The 18,022-nt window shown below is 54.0% G+C and carries 18 protein-coding genes; 3 read left to right on the plus strand and 15 right to left on the minus strand.

All coding sequences use genetic code 11. The features are described 5' to 3' along the window. The first annotated feature begins 31 nt into the window (after positions 1-31). Both H4F65_RS04775 and H4F65_RS04780 read left to right on the plus strand, forming a co-directional pair. The gene (locus tag H4F65_RS04775) at positions 32-1,240 is read left to right on the plus strand and encodes an MFS transporter (protein ID WP_010276254.1); all 1,209 of its coding nucleotides are present in this window, start codon (positions 32-34) and stop codon (positions 1,238-1,240) included. A gap of 41 nt (positions 1,241-1,281) precedes the next feature. Continuing rightward, on the plus strand, positions 1,282-2,475 hold the full coding sequence (locus H4F65_RS04780; protein ID WP_010276251.1) for an MFS transporter: 1,194 nt from the start codon (positions 1,282-1,284) through the stop codon (positions 2,473-2,475). A gap of 100 nt (positions 2,476-2,575) precedes the next feature. Here H4F65_RS04780 and H4F65_RS04785 read toward each other — a convergent pair whose 3' ends face one another. The 9 genes from H4F65_RS04785 to H4F65_RS04825 all read right to left on the minus strand — a co-directional run bounded on the left by H4F65_RS04785 (position 2,576) and on the right by H4F65_RS04825 (position 10,884). Then, positions 2,576-3,115 carry a glycine zipper 2TM domain-containing protein gene (locus H4F65_RS04785; protein ID WP_039314289.1) on the minus strand — a complete coding sequence of 180 codons (540 nt, stop codon included), beginning with the start codon at positions 3,113-3,115 and terminating at the stop codon, positions 2,576-2,578. A 458-nt stretch (positions 3,116-3,573) separates the two neighbouring features. Further along, on the minus strand, positions 3,574-4,878 hold the full coding sequence (locus tag H4F65_RS04790) for an NAD(P)/FAD-dependent oxidoreductase (RefSeq protein ID WP_010276243.1): 1,305 nt from the start codon (positions 4,876-4,878) through the stop codon (positions 3,574-3,576). A gap of 367 nt (positions 4,879-5,245) precedes the next feature. Next, the gene (gene ycfP / locus H4F65_RS04795; RefSeq protein ID WP_010276240.1) at positions 5,246-5,788 is read right to left on the minus strand and encodes an alpha/beta hydrolase YcfP; all 543 of its coding nucleotides are present in this window, start codon (positions 5,786-5,788) and stop codon (positions 5,246-5,248) included. Positions 5,789-5,816: 28 nt separating this feature from the next. Further along, the gene (gene nagZ / locus H4F65_RS04800; protein ID WP_072014206.1) at positions 5,817-6,845 is read right to left on the minus strand and encodes a beta-N-acetylhexosaminidase; all 1,029 of its coding nucleotides are present in this window, start codon (positions 6,843-6,845) and stop codon (positions 5,817-5,819) included. A 72-nt stretch (positions 6,846-6,917) separates the two neighbouring features. Beyond that, positions 6,918-7,802: a thiamine kinase gene (gene thiK / locus H4F65_RS04805; RefSeq protein ID WP_010276233.1), complete on the minus strand. Its 885-nt coding sequence runs from the start codon at positions 7,800-7,802 to the stop codon at positions 6,918-6,920. Beyond that, on the minus strand, positions 7,783-8,364 hold the full coding sequence (gene lpoB / locus H4F65_RS04810; RefSeq protein ID WP_010276231.1) for a penicillin-binding protein activator LpoB: 582 nt from the start codon (positions 8,362-8,364) through the stop codon (positions 7,783-7,785). The genes thiK and lpoB overlap by 20 nt, the downstream gene beginning before the upstream one ends. A gap of 21 nt (positions 8,365-8,385) precedes the next feature. Continuing rightward, the gene (locus H4F65_RS04815) at positions 8,386-8,766 is read right to left on the minus strand and encodes a YcfL family putative periplasmic lipoprotein (RefSeq protein WP_010276229.1); all 381 of its coding nucleotides are present in this window, start codon (positions 8,764-8,766) and stop codon (positions 8,386-8,388) included. 84 nt (positions 8,767-8,850) lie between these two features. Then, positions 8,851-9,201, minus strand: a complete 351-nt coding sequence (hinT, locus tag H4F65_RS04820; RefSeq protein WP_010276226.1) for a purine nucleoside phosphoramidase — start codon at positions 9,199-9,201, stop codon at positions 8,851-8,853. 228 nt (positions 9,202-9,429) lie between these two features. Then, positions 9,430-10,884 (minus strand): MFS transporter, encoded by a 1,455-nt coding sequence (locus tag H4F65_RS04825; protein WP_010276223.1) that lies wholly within the window; start codon positions 10,882-10,884, stop codon positions 9,430-9,432. 123 nt (positions 10,885-11,007) lie between these two features. Between H4F65_RS04825 and H4F65_RS04830 the strand changes: the two genes are divergently transcribed. Next, on the plus strand, positions 11,008-11,805 hold the full coding sequence (locus tag H4F65_RS04830; protein WP_039319780.1) for a helix-turn-helix transcriptional regulator: 798 nt from the start codon (positions 11,008-11,010) through the stop codon (positions 11,803-11,805). Positions 11,806-11,865: 60 nt separating this feature from the next. Here H4F65_RS04830 and ptsG read toward each other — a convergent pair whose 3' ends face one another. From ptsG to pabC, 6 genes are all read right to left on the minus strand, one after another. Continuing rightward, positions 11,866-13,299, minus strand: a complete 1,434-nt coding sequence (ptsG, locus tag H4F65_RS04835) for a PTS glucose transporter subunit IIBC (RefSeq protein ID WP_010276217.1) — start codon at positions 13,297-13,299, stop codon at positions 11,866-11,868. 313 nt (positions 13,300-13,612) lie between these two features. Further along, complete coding sequence (locus H4F65_RS04840; RefSeq protein ID WP_010276214.1) at positions 13,613-14,410, minus strand: metal-dependent hydrolase; 798 nt, start codon at positions 14,408-14,410, stop codon at positions 13,613-13,615. 19 nt (positions 14,411-14,429) lie between these two features. After that, on the minus strand, positions 14,430-15,440 hold the full coding sequence (holB, locus tag H4F65_RS04845) for a DNA polymerase III subunit delta' (RefSeq protein ID WP_010276211.1): 1,011 nt from the start codon (positions 15,438-15,440) through the stop codon (positions 14,430-14,432). Next, positions 15,440-16,099 (minus strand): dTMP kinase, encoded by a 660-nt coding sequence (gene tmk, locus H4F65_RS04850; RefSeq protein WP_010276207.1) that lies wholly within the window; start codon positions 16,097-16,099, stop codon positions 15,440-15,442. The genes holB and tmk overlap by 1 nt, the downstream gene beginning before the upstream one ends. Further along, positions 16,089-17,108 (minus strand): endolytic transglycosylase MltG, encoded by a 1,020-nt coding sequence (gene mltG / locus H4F65_RS04855; protein ID WP_010276206.1) that lies wholly within the window; start codon positions 17,106-17,108, stop codon positions 16,089-16,091. Before mltG ends, tmk begins: the two co-directional genes overlap by 11 nt. Before the next feature lie 14 nt (positions 17,109-17,122). Next, positions 17,123-17,920 carry an aminodeoxychorismate lyase gene (pabC, locus tag H4F65_RS04860; RefSeq protein WP_010276201.1) on the minus strand — a complete coding sequence of 266 codons (798 nt, stop codon included), beginning with the start codon at positions 17,918-17,920 and terminating at the stop codon, positions 17,123-17,125. Positions 17,921-18,022: the final 102 nt, after the last annotated feature.

An 18,022-nucleotide genomic window follows, 5' to 3' on the forward strand; every position in this document is an offset into this window, starting at 1 on the left:
GGCAAGTGGATTCACTTTGGAGAAGAATGAGATGGTCAATCCTTATCGAGAACTTTTCGCCGCGCCCGGCACCAGAGGCTTTGCACTGGCTGGCCTGTTGGCGCGGATTCCACTGCCCATGACGGGCATCGGCATTATCACCATGCTGTCGCAACTGCGCGGTAGCTATGCGCTGGCGGGGGCGGTCTCCGCCACTTTTGTGTTGACCTACGCACTGCTGTCACCACAGATCTCCCGTCTGGTCGATCGTCACGGGCAAGGCCGCGTGCTGCCGATAGCAACCACCGTCAGCGTGATCGGCATGCTGCTTCTGCTCGCCAGCACCTGGTGGCAAGCGCCTGACTGGAGCTTATTCATCGGTGCTTTGCTGGCCGGTTTCATGCCTAGCATGTCCGCAATGGTTAGAGCACGCTGGACGGCAATCTATCGCGGCCACCCTCACTTGCAGACCGCTTACTCGCTGGAGACGGTGCTCGATGAAGTCACTTTTATCGCCGGACCACCGCTGGCTGTGGGGCTGTCCGTCGCGGTGTTTCCTCAGGCTGGCCCGCTGGCCGCGGCGCTCTTGCTGATTATTGGCGTGTTCGCTCTGGTGACACAGCGCGGCACCGAACCGCCGGTAGAAGCATGGGATGTCCGCACGGATCGTTCGGGCTCGGTGATCAAACAAGCAAACGTGCGTTTGCTGGCGCTGCTGATGGTCGCGATGGGCATCATTGTGGGTACCGTGGATATCGTCAGCGTGGCCTTCGCTGAGCAGTATGGTCAGCCAGCTGCGGCCAGTCTGGTGTTGTCGGCTTATGCGGTCGGTTCATGCCTGGCCGGGTTGGTGTTCGGCGCTCTCAAGCTACGAACCGCATTGCACCTGTTGTTATTGCTGGGCGGTTTAGCAACGGCAACAACCACGTTACCTCTGCTGCTGGTTGGCAGCATTCCCGTGCTGGCTGCGGCCGTGCTGATCGCTGGGTTGTTCTTCGCCCCCACCATGATCGTGGCGATGTCGCTGGTCGAACGTCTGGTGCCCGAGCATCGTCTGACAGAGGGCATGACCTGGCTGCTGGCGGGGCTGAATGTCGGCGTGGCGCTGGGCGCAGCGGTATCAGGCTACGTTGTTGACGACAGCGGTGCCCGAGCCGGATTTGCCGTTGCGCTATGCGCTGGCGTGTTAGTGCTGCTGGTTGCACTGTGGGGATACCAACGCCTACGGACGACGCCTTCTCCTCTTCCTCATACCGTTTGACGGTTACACATCGCCTGCTTCCCCCTGTTAAGGACTGAACCATGAACACGTCTTCCTCTATCCCTATAGGTGCTGCTGCACAGCATTCCTGGCTGGCCGTTGTCGCCGTCGGCCTTGCAACCTTCTCTGTCGTCACGACGGAAATGCTTCCGGTCGGCTTGCTAACGCCGATTGCCGATACGCTACATACTTCTACCGGAACCGCCGGCCTGATGATTTCACTCCCCGCGCTGCTGGCTGCGCTATTCGCTCCGCTGGTGGTGATCGCATCCGGCGGCATGGATAGACGCAGGATCCTATGCGGACTGCTGACGCTGCTGGTTATCGCCAACATTGCTTCGGCACTGGCACCAGACATCGGTTGGATGCTGGCTGCGCGTGTGCTGGTCGGTTTCTGCATGGGCGGTATCTGGGCGATTGCCGGTGGTCTGGCGGCCCGACTCGTTCCCGAGCACGCCATCGGCCTGGCAACATCCATCATCTTTGGTGGTGTCGCAGCGGCATCCGTGTTGGGTGTGCCGTTCGGCGCACTGATCGGCGATCTCGCCGGGTGGCGCTGGGCCTTCGGCTGCATGGCCGTGTTTAGCGTGCTGGTGCTAGTGCTTCACCTTGCGGTTATTCCTGCCCTGCCCGTTACCCATTCCGTCACCGTTCGCCAGTTCGGTGAGCAGTTGAGCAACCGTAAGCTGCAAATCGGGCTTATCCTGACGCTGTTGCTGGTGGCCGGACACTTCATGGCGTTTACCTTTGTGCGGCCGCTGCTGCTCTCGGTGTCGGGATTCGATGCGCGCTGGATCGGCGCATTGCTGTTCGCCTATGGCATGGCAGGCATCGTCGGCAATTTTCTGACGGGCATCATCGCCGCGCGACGCACGGCGTTAACCTTGATGGCAATCGCGGTGGGGCTGCTATTGACTCCGATTCTGTTCCTGACCATCGGCGGTTCGCATTTCGGCGGTGGCGTGGCGCTTCTCGTCTGGGGACTGGCCTACGGCGGCGTGTCCGTCGGTTTGATGACATGGATGATGAAGGCCGTCCCGAACGCCGTGGAGATCGCCTCCGCGCTGTATGTCGGCATTTTTAATATTGGCATCGCGCTCGGATCGTGGGTCGGTGGCCAAGCCGTGGATAGCTCTGGTCCGATCGCGACACTTTGGCTGGCGGGAGGATTCGCTGCGGCCGCCTTGCTGCTATCCCTTAGCATGAAGCTAACCGAAAGCAGGAAGAGCCTATAGCAGAAAGAACATAGAATGAAAAAACCGCGAGCACCTTTTTCAGGTGTCTCGCGGTTTTTAGAGAGGGTGTCAGCGCAAAACCGCAGACGTTGGAGGTCAGTTAACTCTGCTGATTCAGGATTAATTGCCCGTTTCGGTCTACTGGAATTTGTGTACCAGGATCGCGATCCATGCGGATTTTACCCTGCTGGTCGCCGATTTTATAAGTGACATCATAACCCAGAACTTTTTGTGATTTGTCGTACACCGTCTGACAGCGCTGTTGCTGCGTTGTGTACGTATCATTTTCCTGCATGCCGCTTTGTACACGGTTACCCGCATAACCACCTGCCAGCGCACCCGCAACCGTTGCGACATCCTTACCGCGTCCGCCACCGAACTGATGCCCCAGCACACCACCCGCTACGGCACCCAGTACCGAGCCAGCAATCTGGTTTTCATCCTGTACCGGACGACGATGCGTCACGCTCACGTTACGGCACTCCTGACGAGGCGTCTTGACTGTTTCTTTAATTGGTGTTGCTGTAAGCACCTGTGCAAACTGAGGTTTAGAGGAAAATACATCCATACTCGCCACCGCCGCCACACCCAATGCAGCAGCCACACCAATACCTACACCCGCTAACATTGATTTGTTCACAGGATACCTCCCGAATCTATTCCCACGCATTCCCCATCTGCAATCCTGACGTAAACCTTGTTTTACGCCAGCTCGCGTTTCACGCGATGAATCCGATGGTTCCTTCTGAATATCAGCATTCAGAATTTTTGGCGTGCGTGCTACGCCATCTGTAAACAGTGGAAAGTCTGCACAATGTTTCGCACTCTCGCAATAAGACTAATTGACCAAAAGTGTCAGATTCGTAACATAAAAGCGTCATTTGAGAATTATCTTAACTGGAATTGGTAATAGGACGATATTTTATACTGCCATATCAGCGAAATAGCCTATCGCGCTACGGCTCAGAAACAGGAGATCGTGAGTAGATTGACGGAAAAGAGGGTTACTGAGTAAGAATAAGATGGCCGCTGGCAGAAAAGAATACAGGCATGAAATTGCGTTCATGCCTGTATCAGAAAGAGGCCAGCAAAGATGGATTAATGTAGCTTCAGACGCGGGCGAATTACCCGGTTGATCCCACCTACCAGCATCATCAGGCCTGTTTTAACATAGCCATGCAGAGCAACCTGGTGCATGCGGTACAGGGAGATATACACGAAACGTGCAATCCGTCCTTCTACCATTACGGAGCCCCGCATCAGGTTCCCCATCAGGCTGCCAACTGTACTGAATTTAGACAGCGAAACCAGCGAACCGTGATCTTTATAGACGTAAGGCTTCAGCGTTTGTCCATTCAGTAATGCGATGATATTGCTGTGGCAGCGTGATGCCATCTGGTGAGCTGCCTGCGCACGCGGTGGCACAAATCCGCCGCCTTCCTGCGGGCAGGAGGCGCAGTCGCCAATGGCGAAAATGTTGGGATCGCGCGTCGTCTGCAACGCAGGTTCAACCACCAACTGGTTAATCCGGTTCGTTTCCAGACCAGCAATCTCTTTCATCGCATCCGGTGCCTTGATGCCCGCCGCCCAAACCATCAGGTCGGCTTCGATAAATTCACCGTCCTTGGTATTCAGACCGCCACTTTCTGCGCTGGTCACCATGGTTTTCGTCAGCACACGAACGCCAATATTGTTCAATTCCTGATGTGCAGCCGCTGAAATGCGCGGCGGCAGCGCAGGCAGAATACGTTCGCCCGCTTCCACCAGTGTCACATTCAGCGTTTGGTTATCCAGCCCGTCAAAACCGTAGCTATGCAGCTGTTTCACCGCGTTATGCAATTCCGCAGACAGTTCGACCCCTGTCGCGCCGCCGCCCACAATCGCGATATTCACGCGCTCTTTTTCTTCCTGATTTGCCGTAAATTTCAGGAATAAATTCAGCATTTCATTATGGAAACGGCGGGCTTGTTTCGGGTTATCCAGGAAAATACAGTGATCTTTCACGCCCGGTGTACCGAAGTCATTTGAGGTACTGCCTAATGCCACCACCAAAATGTCATACGGGATACGACGCGCGGCAACCAGCACATCGCCTTGCTCGTCACACACTTCAGCCAGTTGAATCTGCTGCTCTTCACGATCGATATCCGTCAGCATGCCCAGTTGGAACTGGAAATAGTGATTGCGGGCGTGCGCCAGATAGCTCAGCGCGTCCATATCGTCGTCCAGCGAGCCTGTCGCCACTTCATGCAGCAGCGGTTTCCACAGGTGGCTATGGTTACGATCCACCAGCGTAATCTCCGCTTTTTTCTTGCGTCCTAACTTGTGGCCCAAACTCGTTGCGAGTTCAAGTCCGCCAGCTCCCCCGCCGACAATGACAATTTTTTTGGTTGGTGATGTCAAAATGACCCCCTAAAATGTGAACCAATCGTTAATAAAGAGTAAAAAATAATATCCTTATATAACATAGGGTTCGCGTAAGTTAAGCCTGATATCTGCTGCAAGAATAGCACGCTAGGTTATTTGGTCATACCAAAATTGATATATATCAATTTATTTTGTCAGGCAGGTTTTTAGCGAGAAAATTCCATCTTTATTTCAGTGAATTAGCAGAAATCTGCGCGAAGAGAAAATGCTGAATCGTGCGCGTCTGCGCCGCTGGGTGAACTAAGGAAAGTAAATAAATTGCGTCATTCCTCCTGTTCCCCCTTCAAACAAGGGTATCAGAAGGAACGACAGCCGCGATGAACACATCATCGCTAACGCAGGGTTAACCGAGCGTTTTGAAGGCTTTTATTCGCGGCAAATGGGGAGAGATACTTTTGAATTTATGCGTCTGAATATCGTCCCAGACGATCTCGTAATACGCTCCCAACGTCTGCGCGCTACGCTGGCTGTCGAGCATTTCATCCTGACGGGAAAGCATCACCATGCAGCGATCGCGGTTCTTTTCGCGAAAGTTCGCCACGCACTTCGTGGCGATATCCAGATACTCTTCTGGCCGATCGATTTTCCCGCTCATATTTTCCTGCGGGAAAAGGTTAGGATTAACGATGACTTGTCGTATATCACACAGGAAACCTACGCGTTCGGCCCAGAAGCCGCCCAACCCCACGCCACAGATCAGCGGACGATCGTCATCAGACTGCTGAATCGTCTTATCCACCTGCTTTAGCAGATGTTGCATATCATGACGCGGATGCAACGTGCTGTAGCTAATCAATCGTACATCTTCATCAATAAACTGAAGCTGCAAGACCTTTTCATGATTGCCGGGGCTGGTCGAGTCAAAACCGTGTAAATAGATAATCATCTTTCATCCTCACCGCAGACTAAGTTGCCTATTTCTCGCCATTTTTATGCGCCTGCCAGCGCTCGCTGAGCAATGTGAGCGCCTGATTCGCCTGCTTCCAGCGTGGCGAATCCAGCAGTTCCCGACGAGAAAACGAACCCTGATGATATAAGCGCGTCAGTTGATCCGCTTTGACCGGGGACAGGTTATCCAGCACGCTGACCGCCCCTTCACGATGATTGCAAACCAGAATCATGTCACATCCTGCCTGCAACGCCGCCTGCGCCCGTTCGGGATAACTACCCATTACAGCGGCACCTTCCATCGAGAGATCGTCGGAGAAAATGATGCCATCAAAACCCAGCTCTTCACGCAGCACCGTTTTGAGCCAATAGGGTGAACCACTGGCTGGATGCGGATCGGCCTCCGTATAAATCACGTGGGCAGGCATGATGGCATCCAACTGCTGGCGCTGGATCAGTTCTTTAAAAATTAGCATGTCGTGTGCGCGAATTTCTGCAAGCGGACGCGGATCGCGCGGAGTTTCTTTATGTGAATCGGCGCTGACCGCACCGTGGCCGGGGAAATGCTTACCCGTGACCTTCATACCCGCGCTGTGCATGCCGTGAATAAAACTCTGCGCTACGGCCAGCGCCGTCTCTGGATTGGCATGGAATGAACGCTCACCAATCGCTGCGCTCTGGTGGCCGATATCCAGCACTGGCGCAAAGCTAATATCGATATCCATGGCGATCATTTCTGCCGCCATCAGCCAGCCGCCCTCTTCCGCCAAACGCAGGGCTTCTGACTCTCTGTTTAATGCAGCGAACGCCTGCGCGGCAGGCAGACGAGTAAACCCGTCACGAAAACGCTGAACTCGTCCGCCTTCCTGATCTACGGACACCACAAGGCGCTCGCGCGACGCCGCACGGATTTGACGCACCAATTCACGTAACTGCGCCGCATCATGAAAATTACGGGTAAACAGAATCACGCCGCCAACCAGCGGATGTTCCAGCACTTCACGATCTTCTGCATCCAGCTCATAGCTGGCAACGTCTAACATTACCGGACCCACAAAAACCTCATTCTTTAGAGTGTACTGCTTAATGAAATGATCTTTACCACACAAGCCATACCGGCAGCCTGGCTATAGCCAATGATATTGTTGTAATCGATGATAGAGCGCGGGAATTTCCGCTAAAAACTCGGGGTTCTTCGTTTGCTGCCAGCGAACCTCAAACCACATCAATACCAGATAATCGACCCAGGGGAACCACTGCATCATCTGTTGCTGGAGGCGGCTCACGGAAAACCCTCGCCGATGTCGCTGGTAGCTCTGTAGAAAATGCGTTTGCGCCATGCTTTCCATCTGACTGGCTCGCACAATGAACGCCAGTTCAAAGGCAATATCACCATCTGAGGCATATTCCCAATCAATCAGCATCGTTTCTTGTGGAGTAATCAGCAGGTTTTCAGCATGCACATCTAGGTGGAGAGGCGCTAGCGCCAAAGGCGTGGGTAGCACCGCACGCTGAAAATAATGGTGGGCACGCAACAACGTGGGCGAACGGCGGCGCGGATCCATCAACTGCCAGTGCTGCGCGAATAGCACTTTGAGATCGAGAGGATGACCGCAACGCGGCTGGCGATGAAGCTGAGACAACAGGCGAGTCACTTCGCCATTAGCCAGCATCATCAGGAACTCATCAGAGGTAGCAATGCGCCCCGGTACCCACTCGACAATCAGCCAGCCGTCACGCCACAGTCGCGGCCGTGGCGCAAGACCTATCGCCGACATCTGCCGCAGCAAGGCGAATTCGCGCTGGCGATCGACGCCCATTTTCCGCTCGGTTGACGACTGCCGACGCGCAAGCCATTCGATGTCCGGCCCACGGATACGCCAGCTTTTACTACTCAGCCCACCCACCAGCTCAAAGCGAATATCCGCCATCTCCACAGCCGGGAAATGTTTCTGGATCGTCGCAGTCAGTTGCTGCTGGATGCCTGCCTGCTTAATGCTGAACGGCGCCATTACCTGACCACACAATTTCACCGGTCTGCACCAGCATCAGTTGCATGTCGAGCTGCGGCGATTTCACATCACCACTGACGTCGCTGTACAGCACATACTGCGCGCTGACATAACGCGCCAGACCAATCGCCTTGCTGCGCGATCCTAAGCTGTCATCAACTGACAGACCCAGCGTTTGTTTCGCGGCAGCCAACTGCTCACGCGGCACCAGCGTAAATGCTTTACCGGAGGATAACGCGCTGTACAACGCCCCTGTCGCTTTCGCTATCGGCAGTGAGCCGTTGGTGTTATTTTTCACGCTATCCACCAGCAGGATGCTACCCGGCGTGACACCATCGGCTTTCAGCATTTGCGCCACCAGCGGATTAATGCTGGCTTCCCAGTTCAACGTCTGGATTTTTGGCGGTTGCGGTACAGATTCACCCGGCGGCGGCGTTGGCGTAGTCGGCACTTGAGGCTCAACGGGCTCAATCGTCGCAGGCGGTTCGGTCGGTTCCGGCGGATGACTGGGGCACCCTGTCAGTACCAATGTCGCCAGAATCACCCCTAGATACTTTTTCATATATTCTCTCTCTGCACACCATTACAAAAACAGATGAAGACGGACCTGACGCGCATTGGGACTGCTGCGCATAGAAAAAACCGTCATTTCCGTCTGTGGCGGGATTTCAATGGACTGCACCTCTTCAAAAGGCAGCACATCCAGCCCGTTTTCGTCATACCAATAGAAACGGTAATGCACGGTCACCGCGTGTGAAGCGTCGTTGCTAACGGCGGAAGACGCGCGCAGTCGGCCATTTTCTGAATCCAGCGACGGGTTCCCCGCGGTAATACCGGCCGATAGCACCGGTGCATCTAGTACCAGCGTTTGCCGTTCATTGATGGTCAGCACCTTTGGCGCACTACAGCCCGCCAGCAGTCCTGCCATCAAACACGCGGACAGAAAAAGCATCGGGTTACGCATGATGTTCTCGCATGATGGTTTTCTCGCACGACAGTCTACCCATGACTATCGAACCTGGTTCTATAGGATCTAGTTCTATAAGATCTAGTTCGCCAGCAAAGGCCCTAATGCGCGGCCACCCAGCAAATGCATGTGGATGTGATAAACCTCCTGCCCGCCGTGTCGGTTGCAGTTAATGATCAGGCGATAGCCGTCTTCTGCAATACCTTCCTGCTGCGCAATTTTACCCGCGACCGTCACCATACGTCCCAGCGCCGCTTCATGCTCGGGAGCCGTGTCATTAACGGTCGGGATCAAGACGTTCGGGATGATCAGAATATGGGTTGGCGTGCGAGGCGCGATGTCACGGAAGGCGGTGACCAGTTCATCCTGATACACGATATCGGCAGGGATTTCCCGGCGGATGATTTTACTAAAGATGGTTTCTTCAGCCATGATTGATTTCCTTGTTAAAGCTGGCGTTGAACGACGTCATGTAGGCAGTATGAGTGACATATTCCATTTCTTTCAACCTTCTTCGTCTATTTCTGGTGTAGGTGGTCAAAATACGACTGCCAGTAAAAACCAGAAATACGCCAGCCTTCTCCTGAAAACAGCGACGCTACCGCCACTACGATAAGGATTTCGCATCATCCATCGAAAATTCGTGTGTGCGCCTTCCCATCAACGAAGAGACCGCTGCGTTCTCATCAGCATCAGCAACAGGATGCAGACCAGCAGCGCAGCAATCAGGTTGTAGAGCATTCCCGCCACAAAGGCTGAAACATATTGGCTCCCTTGTGCAACTGCGCCATCGTCTGTCGCCAGTGCTGTACCAAACAGAATACCCACCACGGCCACACCCAGCGCCGCCCCAACCTGCTGAACCGTCGAGATCACGCCCGATGCCATACCCGCCTGAACCTCATCCACAAACCCTAACACCAGATTCAACAGCGGCGTCATGATGAAGCCCTGACCTGCCCCGACTACCACCAGCACAGGGATCAGCCGAACGGCCACCAGATCGGCCCCCGCTAGCTGCACCTGCACAATCAACAGGCCAATCGAGACAGCATAAACCAGCGCCCCCGCGACGATAGCAGCCGTGCTCCAGCGAGCAACCAGACGTGGTGCAGCCAGCGATGCCAGAACAAAACCCACGCTGCACGGCGCGAAAATACTGCCTGCAAGGAAAGGATCAAGTCCCAGTCCTGTTTGCACCAACAAAGCAAAACACAGGAAAAATGAGCTGGATGTGGAATACACCAGCAGCACCAATAACACACCCAGCAGGAAGCGGCGTTGTGCGAGCAGACGCATATCCACCAGCGGAAGATGCCCCGCCCGCTGTCGACGTTCCTGCTGGCGGTAAAACATCGCTAACAAGAGCGTTGCTGTGGCCAACATCCACAGACTCCATGCTGGCCACCCTTGTCCCGGCCCTTCAATCAGCGGCACCAGCAGCAACGTCAGCCCAACGCTGACCAACACCACCCCCATCCAGTCCAGCGAAGGGCGCTGCGGCGTCCGGGACTCAGGAATAAATCGTGCGGCCACGATAGCCAGCAGGCCAATGGGTACATTGATCAGAAAGATACTGCGCCAGCCCAGCCCGAACAGATTGGCATGCACCAGCCATCCCCCCAGTATCTGACCCGCGATAGCGGCGAGCCCTAGCGTCATACCCAGCAGACCGAAGGCACGGCGACTGTCATTCCCATTGAAATTAACGCGGATAGAAGCATAAACCTGTGGAAACAGTAAAGCGGCCGCAAGTCCCTGCAAGATGCGAGCACCGATCAAAAACCCCGCACTGGGCGCTAAACCACACAGCGCAGAGGCGAGCGTAAACCCGGCCATACCCACCACAAACAGGCGGCGTCGACCAAATACATCCCCTAGCCGCCCGCCCGTAATCAGCAGTACGCCGAAAGCCAGTTCATAACCCGCTACGATGAAACCGATTTGCGCGAAGCTAGCGCCCAGATCGGACTGCATGCTGGGAATAGCGACATTGACCACGAACAGGTCGAAGATCGTTACAAAACCTGCCATCAGCAGCACGGAGAGACCAAGCCACGGCGGGCTGTTGACGGCTGGCGCAGGCAATGCCGACGCACGATAGTTTGAGTTCATCTTGTGTATCCTTGCATATCGAGAAGTTGCGTATCGAAAATGATGACGCCGCCATTCTCAAATCCTTTTTAAACAATTACAATTTAACCACTTATGCTATTACTAAAAGCAATGCGGTAAACGATGCGAACATTGGAAAGAACTCGCCACGATCTGGCTGCATTTTTGCGCGCGCGCCGTGAACGGGTGTCACCCGCCGACGTGGGCTTGCCTAGCGGAGGAAGACGGCGCACGCCGGGGTTGAGACGCGAAGAAGTGGCGGCATTGGCTGGCGTTGGCCTGACGTGGTACACCTGGCTCGAACAGGGACGTGATATCGGTGTGTCGGCGGCATTTCTGGACAGTCTGGCACGGGTGCTCAAACTCGATGCCGCTGAACGTCGCCATCTGTTCCTGCTGGCGCATGAGCGACCGCCTGCCGAACCGGGTAAGACGTGGTGCGTCGTGCCACCGCTGGTACGGCGTCTAATGCACGATCTGGCCCCGCACCCGGCCTATATCCTCAACCTACGCTGGGATGTACTGACCTTCAATGAACCGGCGAATCAGCTTTTCAGTTTCGACGCCCATCCTTCCGAAAGACGTAATCTGCTCTGGCTCTTGTTCACCGACCCATTACTGCATGAGCGATTCATCGGCTGGGAGCAACAGGCTCCGCAGATGCTGTCGAGTTTTCGCCGCGATTTCGCACGTGCGACACAGGAAGCGGACATTCATGAACTGGTGGACGAGCTGGAGCGGGTATCGCCAGATTTCAAAACGTGGTGGCGGCAGCATGAGGTACACGCTCCGTGCAGCGGCGTACGGCAACTGATGATCGACGGCAAGGCTGAAGCTTTCGAACATACCTCGCTGACCATCGATGAAGATCGCCATCTGCGTCTGGTGGTTTACGCCCGTCAGTCTCAGGAAGAGGAATAAGGCGGTTCTGACCATAAAAAAAGGGGCTTTCGCCCCTTTTCATCACTCCCCAACAACACATCAGTGGTTACGGATGTAGTCGTCCATGTCGGTTTTTAGGTTATCGGATTTGGTACCGAAAATGGCCTGAACACCGGAACCTGCCACAACCACACCTGCTGCGCCCAGTTTTTTCAGGCCAGCCTGATCAACTTTAGCCACATCGCCTACGCTAACACGCAGACGGGTGATGCACGCATCCAGGTTAGTGATGTTTTCTTTACCACCAAACGCGCTAACCAGTGCGGCAGCCATTTCAGTGCTGTCCTGTGAGGTTTGCTCAGAGGCGCTATCTTCACGGCCCGGCGTTTTCAGATTCAGTTTGGCAATCAGAACGCGGAAGATGGTGTAGTAAATCAGCGCATAGCACAGACCCACAATCGGGAACAGCCACAGGTTGCTACCGTTGCCGCTCAGTACCACGAAGTCGATCAGACCGTGAGAGAAGCTTGTGCCATCACGCATGCCCAACAGGATACAGATTGGGAATGCCAGACCCGCCAGAATCGCATGGATCACATACAGAATCGGCGCAACGAACATGAAGGAGAACTCAATCGGCTCAGTGATGCCCGTCAGGAACGAGGTCAGCGCCGCAGAGATCATGATGCCGCCCACTTTCGCGCGGTTTTCTGGCTTCGCTGAATGCCAGATAGCAATAGCAGCAGCTGGCAAGCCGTACATTTTAAACAGGAAACCGCCGGACAGTTTACCCGCAGTCGGGTCACCCGCGATGTAACGAGGGATGTCGCCGTGGAAAACCTGACCCGCCGCATTGGTGAATTCACCCACCTGCATTTGGAAAGGTACGTTCCAGATATGGTGCAGACCAAACGGTACCAGAGAACGTTCAACGACCCCATAGATACCGAATGCCAACATCGGGTTCTCATTCGCAGCCCAATGTGAAAACGTTTGGATAGCGCTACCGACTGGTGGCCATATGAAAGACAGCACAGCACCGGTAACGATCGCCGTCAGGCCGGAAATAATTGGCACAAAACGTTTACCGGCAAAGAAGCCCAGATACTCAGGCAGTTGAATGCGGTAGAAGCGATTAAACATATACGCGGCAATCGCACCGGCAATGATCCCGCCCAGAACACCGGTATCCGCCAGATGCTTCGCCGTAATCTCGGCAGCCGGTAGATTAAGGACCAGCGGCGCAATCGCGGCCATGGTTTTGACCATGATGCCATAAGCCACCACCGCCGCCAGTGCGGAAACACCGTCGTTATTAGTGAAGCCCAGGGCAACACCAATAGCAAAAATCAACGGCATGTTGGCAAACACCGAGTCACCGGCCTGTGCCATGACGCTGGAGACAATTTCAGGCAACCAGCTAAAATTGGCCGAACCGACACCCAGCAGGATACCTGCGATAGGGAGTACGGATACGGGCAGCATTAGCGACTTACCTACTTTTTGCAGGTTTGCGAATGCATTCTTGAACATAATTGAGTGTGCTCCTGAGTAATAGTGCTTTTACTTCTGATATTTCATATATGCAAAGACGGGGAGGATGGCCTTTGCGAGTTGGGGTGTCTTAGCCCCCTTTAATTTTTACGCAGAGTAAAATAAATAGCGTTCACAATGTTTGATTGCTATCACGTTTCCACAAGCCAGCAGGCTGAGATCGAACAGATATTGCACTTTTCTGTGATATATCGCTAAAAAACACGTCCCCCTGAAGAGGAAAAACCTAATCAAGGGGATGATGAAGCGCTATTAATTACACGGATAAAAAAAACTCGGCTATTTTCAGCCACTATTGCGCGGCGGTCAACCGAGCCGGATCGATATGAAACAGGCGGGAGAAGTTTTCTGTCGTGGCGGCAGCGAGGGTTTCCAACGATGTGCCTTTCAGTACAGCGAGATATTCTGCTACATCGCGTACGTACGCGGGCTGGTTTTCCTGACCTCGGAACGGAACTGGCGCGAGCCAAGGGGAATCCGTCTCAATCAGCATCCGATCCAGCGGCACGTAACGCGCAACGTCACGCAGTTCTTCTGCATTGCGGAACGTGACGATCCCAGAAAACGAGATATAGAATCCCATGTCCAGTAGCGCTTTTGCCGTGATCAAATCTTCCGTAAAGCAGTGCAGAACGCCGCTGCATTTCTCCGCCTGCTCGTCACGTAGAATTGCCAACGTATCTTCACGAGCAGCACGCGTATGCACGATAACCGGTTTGTTCAGGTCATTACCTATACGAATGTGTTCGCGAAACGACGCTTGCTGCTGGGCTTTCGTCTCTTGCTGATAGAAATAGTCCAGACCCGTCTCCCCCATTGCCACCACACGGCTGTCGCTGGCTAGCTCACGCAGCTCGGCATAATCATAAGGGGCTTCCTGATTGAGCGGATGAACGCCGCAGGAAAAGGCCACGTTATCGCGCTCGCCGATTAACTCCACCATGGCACGATAGCCGGGCAGCGTTGTCGCCACCGCCAGAAGGAAACCGACATCACGGCTTTTCGCTTTATCCAGCACGTCGGAGACGTCTTTATGCAATGACTCATAATCCAAACCGTCAAGATGACAGTGGGAATCCACTAACAACATGATATTTACTCGATAGTAATTAAATAGAAAAAGGGGGGATGTTGCGCTTAACCGATGAAGCAAGCGTACGCTCCCCATCAAGCAGGCGTTCAGTCAGCAGCAGTTCACGGTTCACCCCCGTGACGGTCAGCAATTTTTGCCGACAAGCCAGCCACTGTTGCAGCTCATACTGCAAATGTGCGGAGGGTTCGCGCGCCAGACGCTCAACCAGTTCGATCTGATCCTGATTCACTAAATGCTCATTCGCACCCTGCTGCCATTTCATGGCATCCAGCAGTAGCGCAGCCAGCCAGTGGATACGAATATCCGCATCGTCATGATTTAGCTGTGATATCAATGAAAGCTGATCTCGCGAAGTCAGCGCGGCAGAAAACGCCTGACACAGCGCGCTACGCTGTTTCCAACGCTCTGGCTGCAATAACGCTTCGGCGGCTAGCGGCGCGCCCGATTGCAATCTCAATGCCGTGCGCAATGCCTTGCTGTCATAGCGATGGCGAGTATTCAGCCACAGCACGCTCTGCGTCTCATTTGGGACATCCAGATAATGATACAAACAACGGCTGCGCAAAGTAGCCAATAACCGGGCTGGTTCACGGCAACCAAATAAAAAGAAGGTATTCTGCGGCGGTTCTTCCAGCGTTTTCAGCAGCGCATTGGCGGCAGCCTCTGTCAGTTGTTCAGCGGCAGCCAGCCAGATCACTTTTGCTCCACCTTGTCGGGAGTGTTGATACACTTTCTCCACGACATCACGTACTGGATCGACGCCCAGGCTTTGCTTGCCTTTCTCTGGGCTAAGCACATGCCAGTCTGGATGCGTTCCTGCGGTCATCAGGTTACAGGAGTGACACTGACCGCAGCTTTTCATCCCATCAGGCTGTTGGCAGATCAGCCAACGGCTCAGCGCATAAATCAGCGACTCATCGCCCATGCCCGGCAGCGCATGCAGCAATACCGCATGATGCCCCCTGCCCGCCTGATATTGGCCAATAAGCTGTCGATAGGATGCATTCAGCCACGGATACCAATCCATCAGCCCAGCCCCTGCGCAACAGGCTGCAACCCTTGTTGCTGCAACCATTGCTGTAACGTCGCCTGAATATCCGCGCTAACGGCATCAATAGGCTGTGAGGCATCGATCGTCAGGATGCTGTCATCCTCCGCCGCCAGTTCCTGATAGCGGGAACGGGTGCGATCAAAGAAAGCCAGCGACTCCTGCTCAATTCGATCCAGCTCGCCGCGCTGACGCGCGCGTTGTAAGCCAATTGCTGGCGGCAAATCAAGATAGAGCGTCAGGTCAGGCCGAAAATCACCTAGCACGGTATCGCGCAGTGAGCGGAGAAGTTGCTGATCGATCCCACGTCCACCACCCTGATAAGCCTGTGAAGAGAGATCGTGACGATCGCCGATGACCCAGTTTCCATTCGCCAGCGCCGGTTTAATGACGTTATCCACCAACTGTACTCTGGCCGCGTATAACATCAGGACTTCTGCTTTGTCAGTGACCTTCTCATCGGCTATACCTTGCTTGATAAGCTCACGCAGTTTCTCTGCCAGCGGCGTACCACCTGGCTCTCGCGTGAACACCACGTCTTTCACACCATGTGACCGCAGCGTTTCCACAACGATATTGCGTGCAGTGGTCTTCCCTGCACCTTCCAATCCTTCAATGACGATAAATTTACTGTTCATCCCGTTCCTTTAACGCTGAGCGGTATATCCTCACAGCACGATTATGGTCTGCAAGGTTAGTGGTAAAACTGTGTCCGCCTTTTCCATCCGCCACAAAATACAGGTATGACGTTTTCGCTGGGTGCGCAGCCGCATCCAATGAGGCTTTCCCCGGCATCGCAATTGGCGTCGGCGGCAAGCCGGAAATAACATACGTATTGTAAGGCGTCGGCGTGTCTAATGCTTTACGGGTTATCACGCCTTTATAGTCATCACTCATGCCATAAATCACTGTGGGGTCAGTCTGCAAGCGCATACCAAGCCGTAAGCGATTGACAAAAACGGAGGCGACCTGAGTACGTTCTTCATTGATCGCCGTTTCTTTTTCAATGATTGACGCCATCGTCAGTAATTCGTCCGGTGTCTTATACGGTAACCCTTCTTCGCGCCCTTTCCAGACCTCATCCACCGTTTTTTTCATGCGCTGATGCGCACGCTGTAACAGGGCGATATCGCTCATACCTGCAGTGTATGAATACGTATCAGGATAAAACCAGCCTTCCGGGTTCGTCTTATCTTTGATTTCCAACTGGGTGGCAACGTCCTGTTCGGTTTTATCGGCCAGTGAATGCTTGATATAAGGTGCTTGTTGCAGCGTGATCAACCACTCTTTCAAGCGTGAGCCTTCGACAAAACGGATGGAAAATTGCGCTTCTTTTCCGCTGGACAGCAGCGCCAGCATTTCGCGCACGGTCATGCCCGAAGTAAAGCGATACGTACCCGCTTTGAATTTTGCCAATTCAGGTTCAAAACGCAGCAGCCACGAAAAAAATGTGTCATCAGTAATAATTTTCTGATCGAGAAGCAGCGTTTCCAGGCCTTCTCTTCCCGTACCAGCCGGAAGCGTAAAAATAGTTTCCTTTTCGATAGCCAATGGAGAATCAGCAAAACGCTGCATTTTCTGCCACGCGACCAGTAATATCAGCACAACGGCAGTGATAATCAGCAAACCAATTTTCTTTTTCTTCATAAATCAACCATCTACTAGCAGCCAGGACTTAGGAATTGATAAAGCTCTCGGGAGTGATAACGCCAGACGTGCGCCTGGTTCACAGGGACGATCGGCATTAATGCATTACAAACCAGCACTTCGTCCGCATCGGACAGTGCAATCAAGGGGGCGCTGACGATCTGTAGCTCGAAATCAGAATCTGCCAGCAAGGCAATAATATGCTGTCGAGCAACGCCATCCACGCCTGATTCGGATAAATCCGGCGTATAGACCCGGTGCCCTTTACGCCAGAATAAATTCGCGGCACAGCATTCCACTAGCGCACCAGAGGTGTCAAGCACAAGGGTCTCATCGGCTGAGGTCTGGTCAAGATGCGCGCGGATCAGCACTTGTTCGAGCCGATTCAGATGCTTTATGCCCGCCAGTAGCGGATTTTTAGCTAGCGCCACAGGGCTGAGATTCAGGCTAATACCCTGTTCGCGCCAGCCGGCGTAGTGCACAGGATAGCTTACCTGCATGACGACTCGGGTTGGCTGCGTGCAGCCTTGAGCACTATAGCCACGCCCACCGACACCCCGCGTGAACATCACTTTCACTACGCCGTCTGCTCGTCCCAGTGCTGCCTGTTTCATTTCAGCGATCAGACTTTCCCACTCAAGCGTCGGAAATAATAAGCGCGTAGCGGCCTGTTGCAGACGCGCAACGTGTCGATCAAGCCAGACAATCTCGCCATCGCATACTCTGGCTGTCGTAAAACAGCCGTCACCGTACTGTATACCCCGATCGAGTACCGAAAGCTGTTCCTGTAACCGACCATTAATCCACAGCATAATAAGCTCCGCATCATTCATCGTCGTCAGCTTGCCAGCAAAGCGGCGTTGCAGACAAGCAGGCGTGTCTGATTTTACGCAGGCAAAAAAAAACCCGGAGAC

The sequence above is a fragment of the Pectobacterium brasiliense genome, from assembly GCF_016950255.1.
In the GTDB taxonomy this organism is placed as follows: domain Bacteria; phylum Pseudomonadota; class Gammaproteobacteria; order Enterobacterales; family Enterobacteriaceae; genus Pectobacterium; species Pectobacterium brasiliense.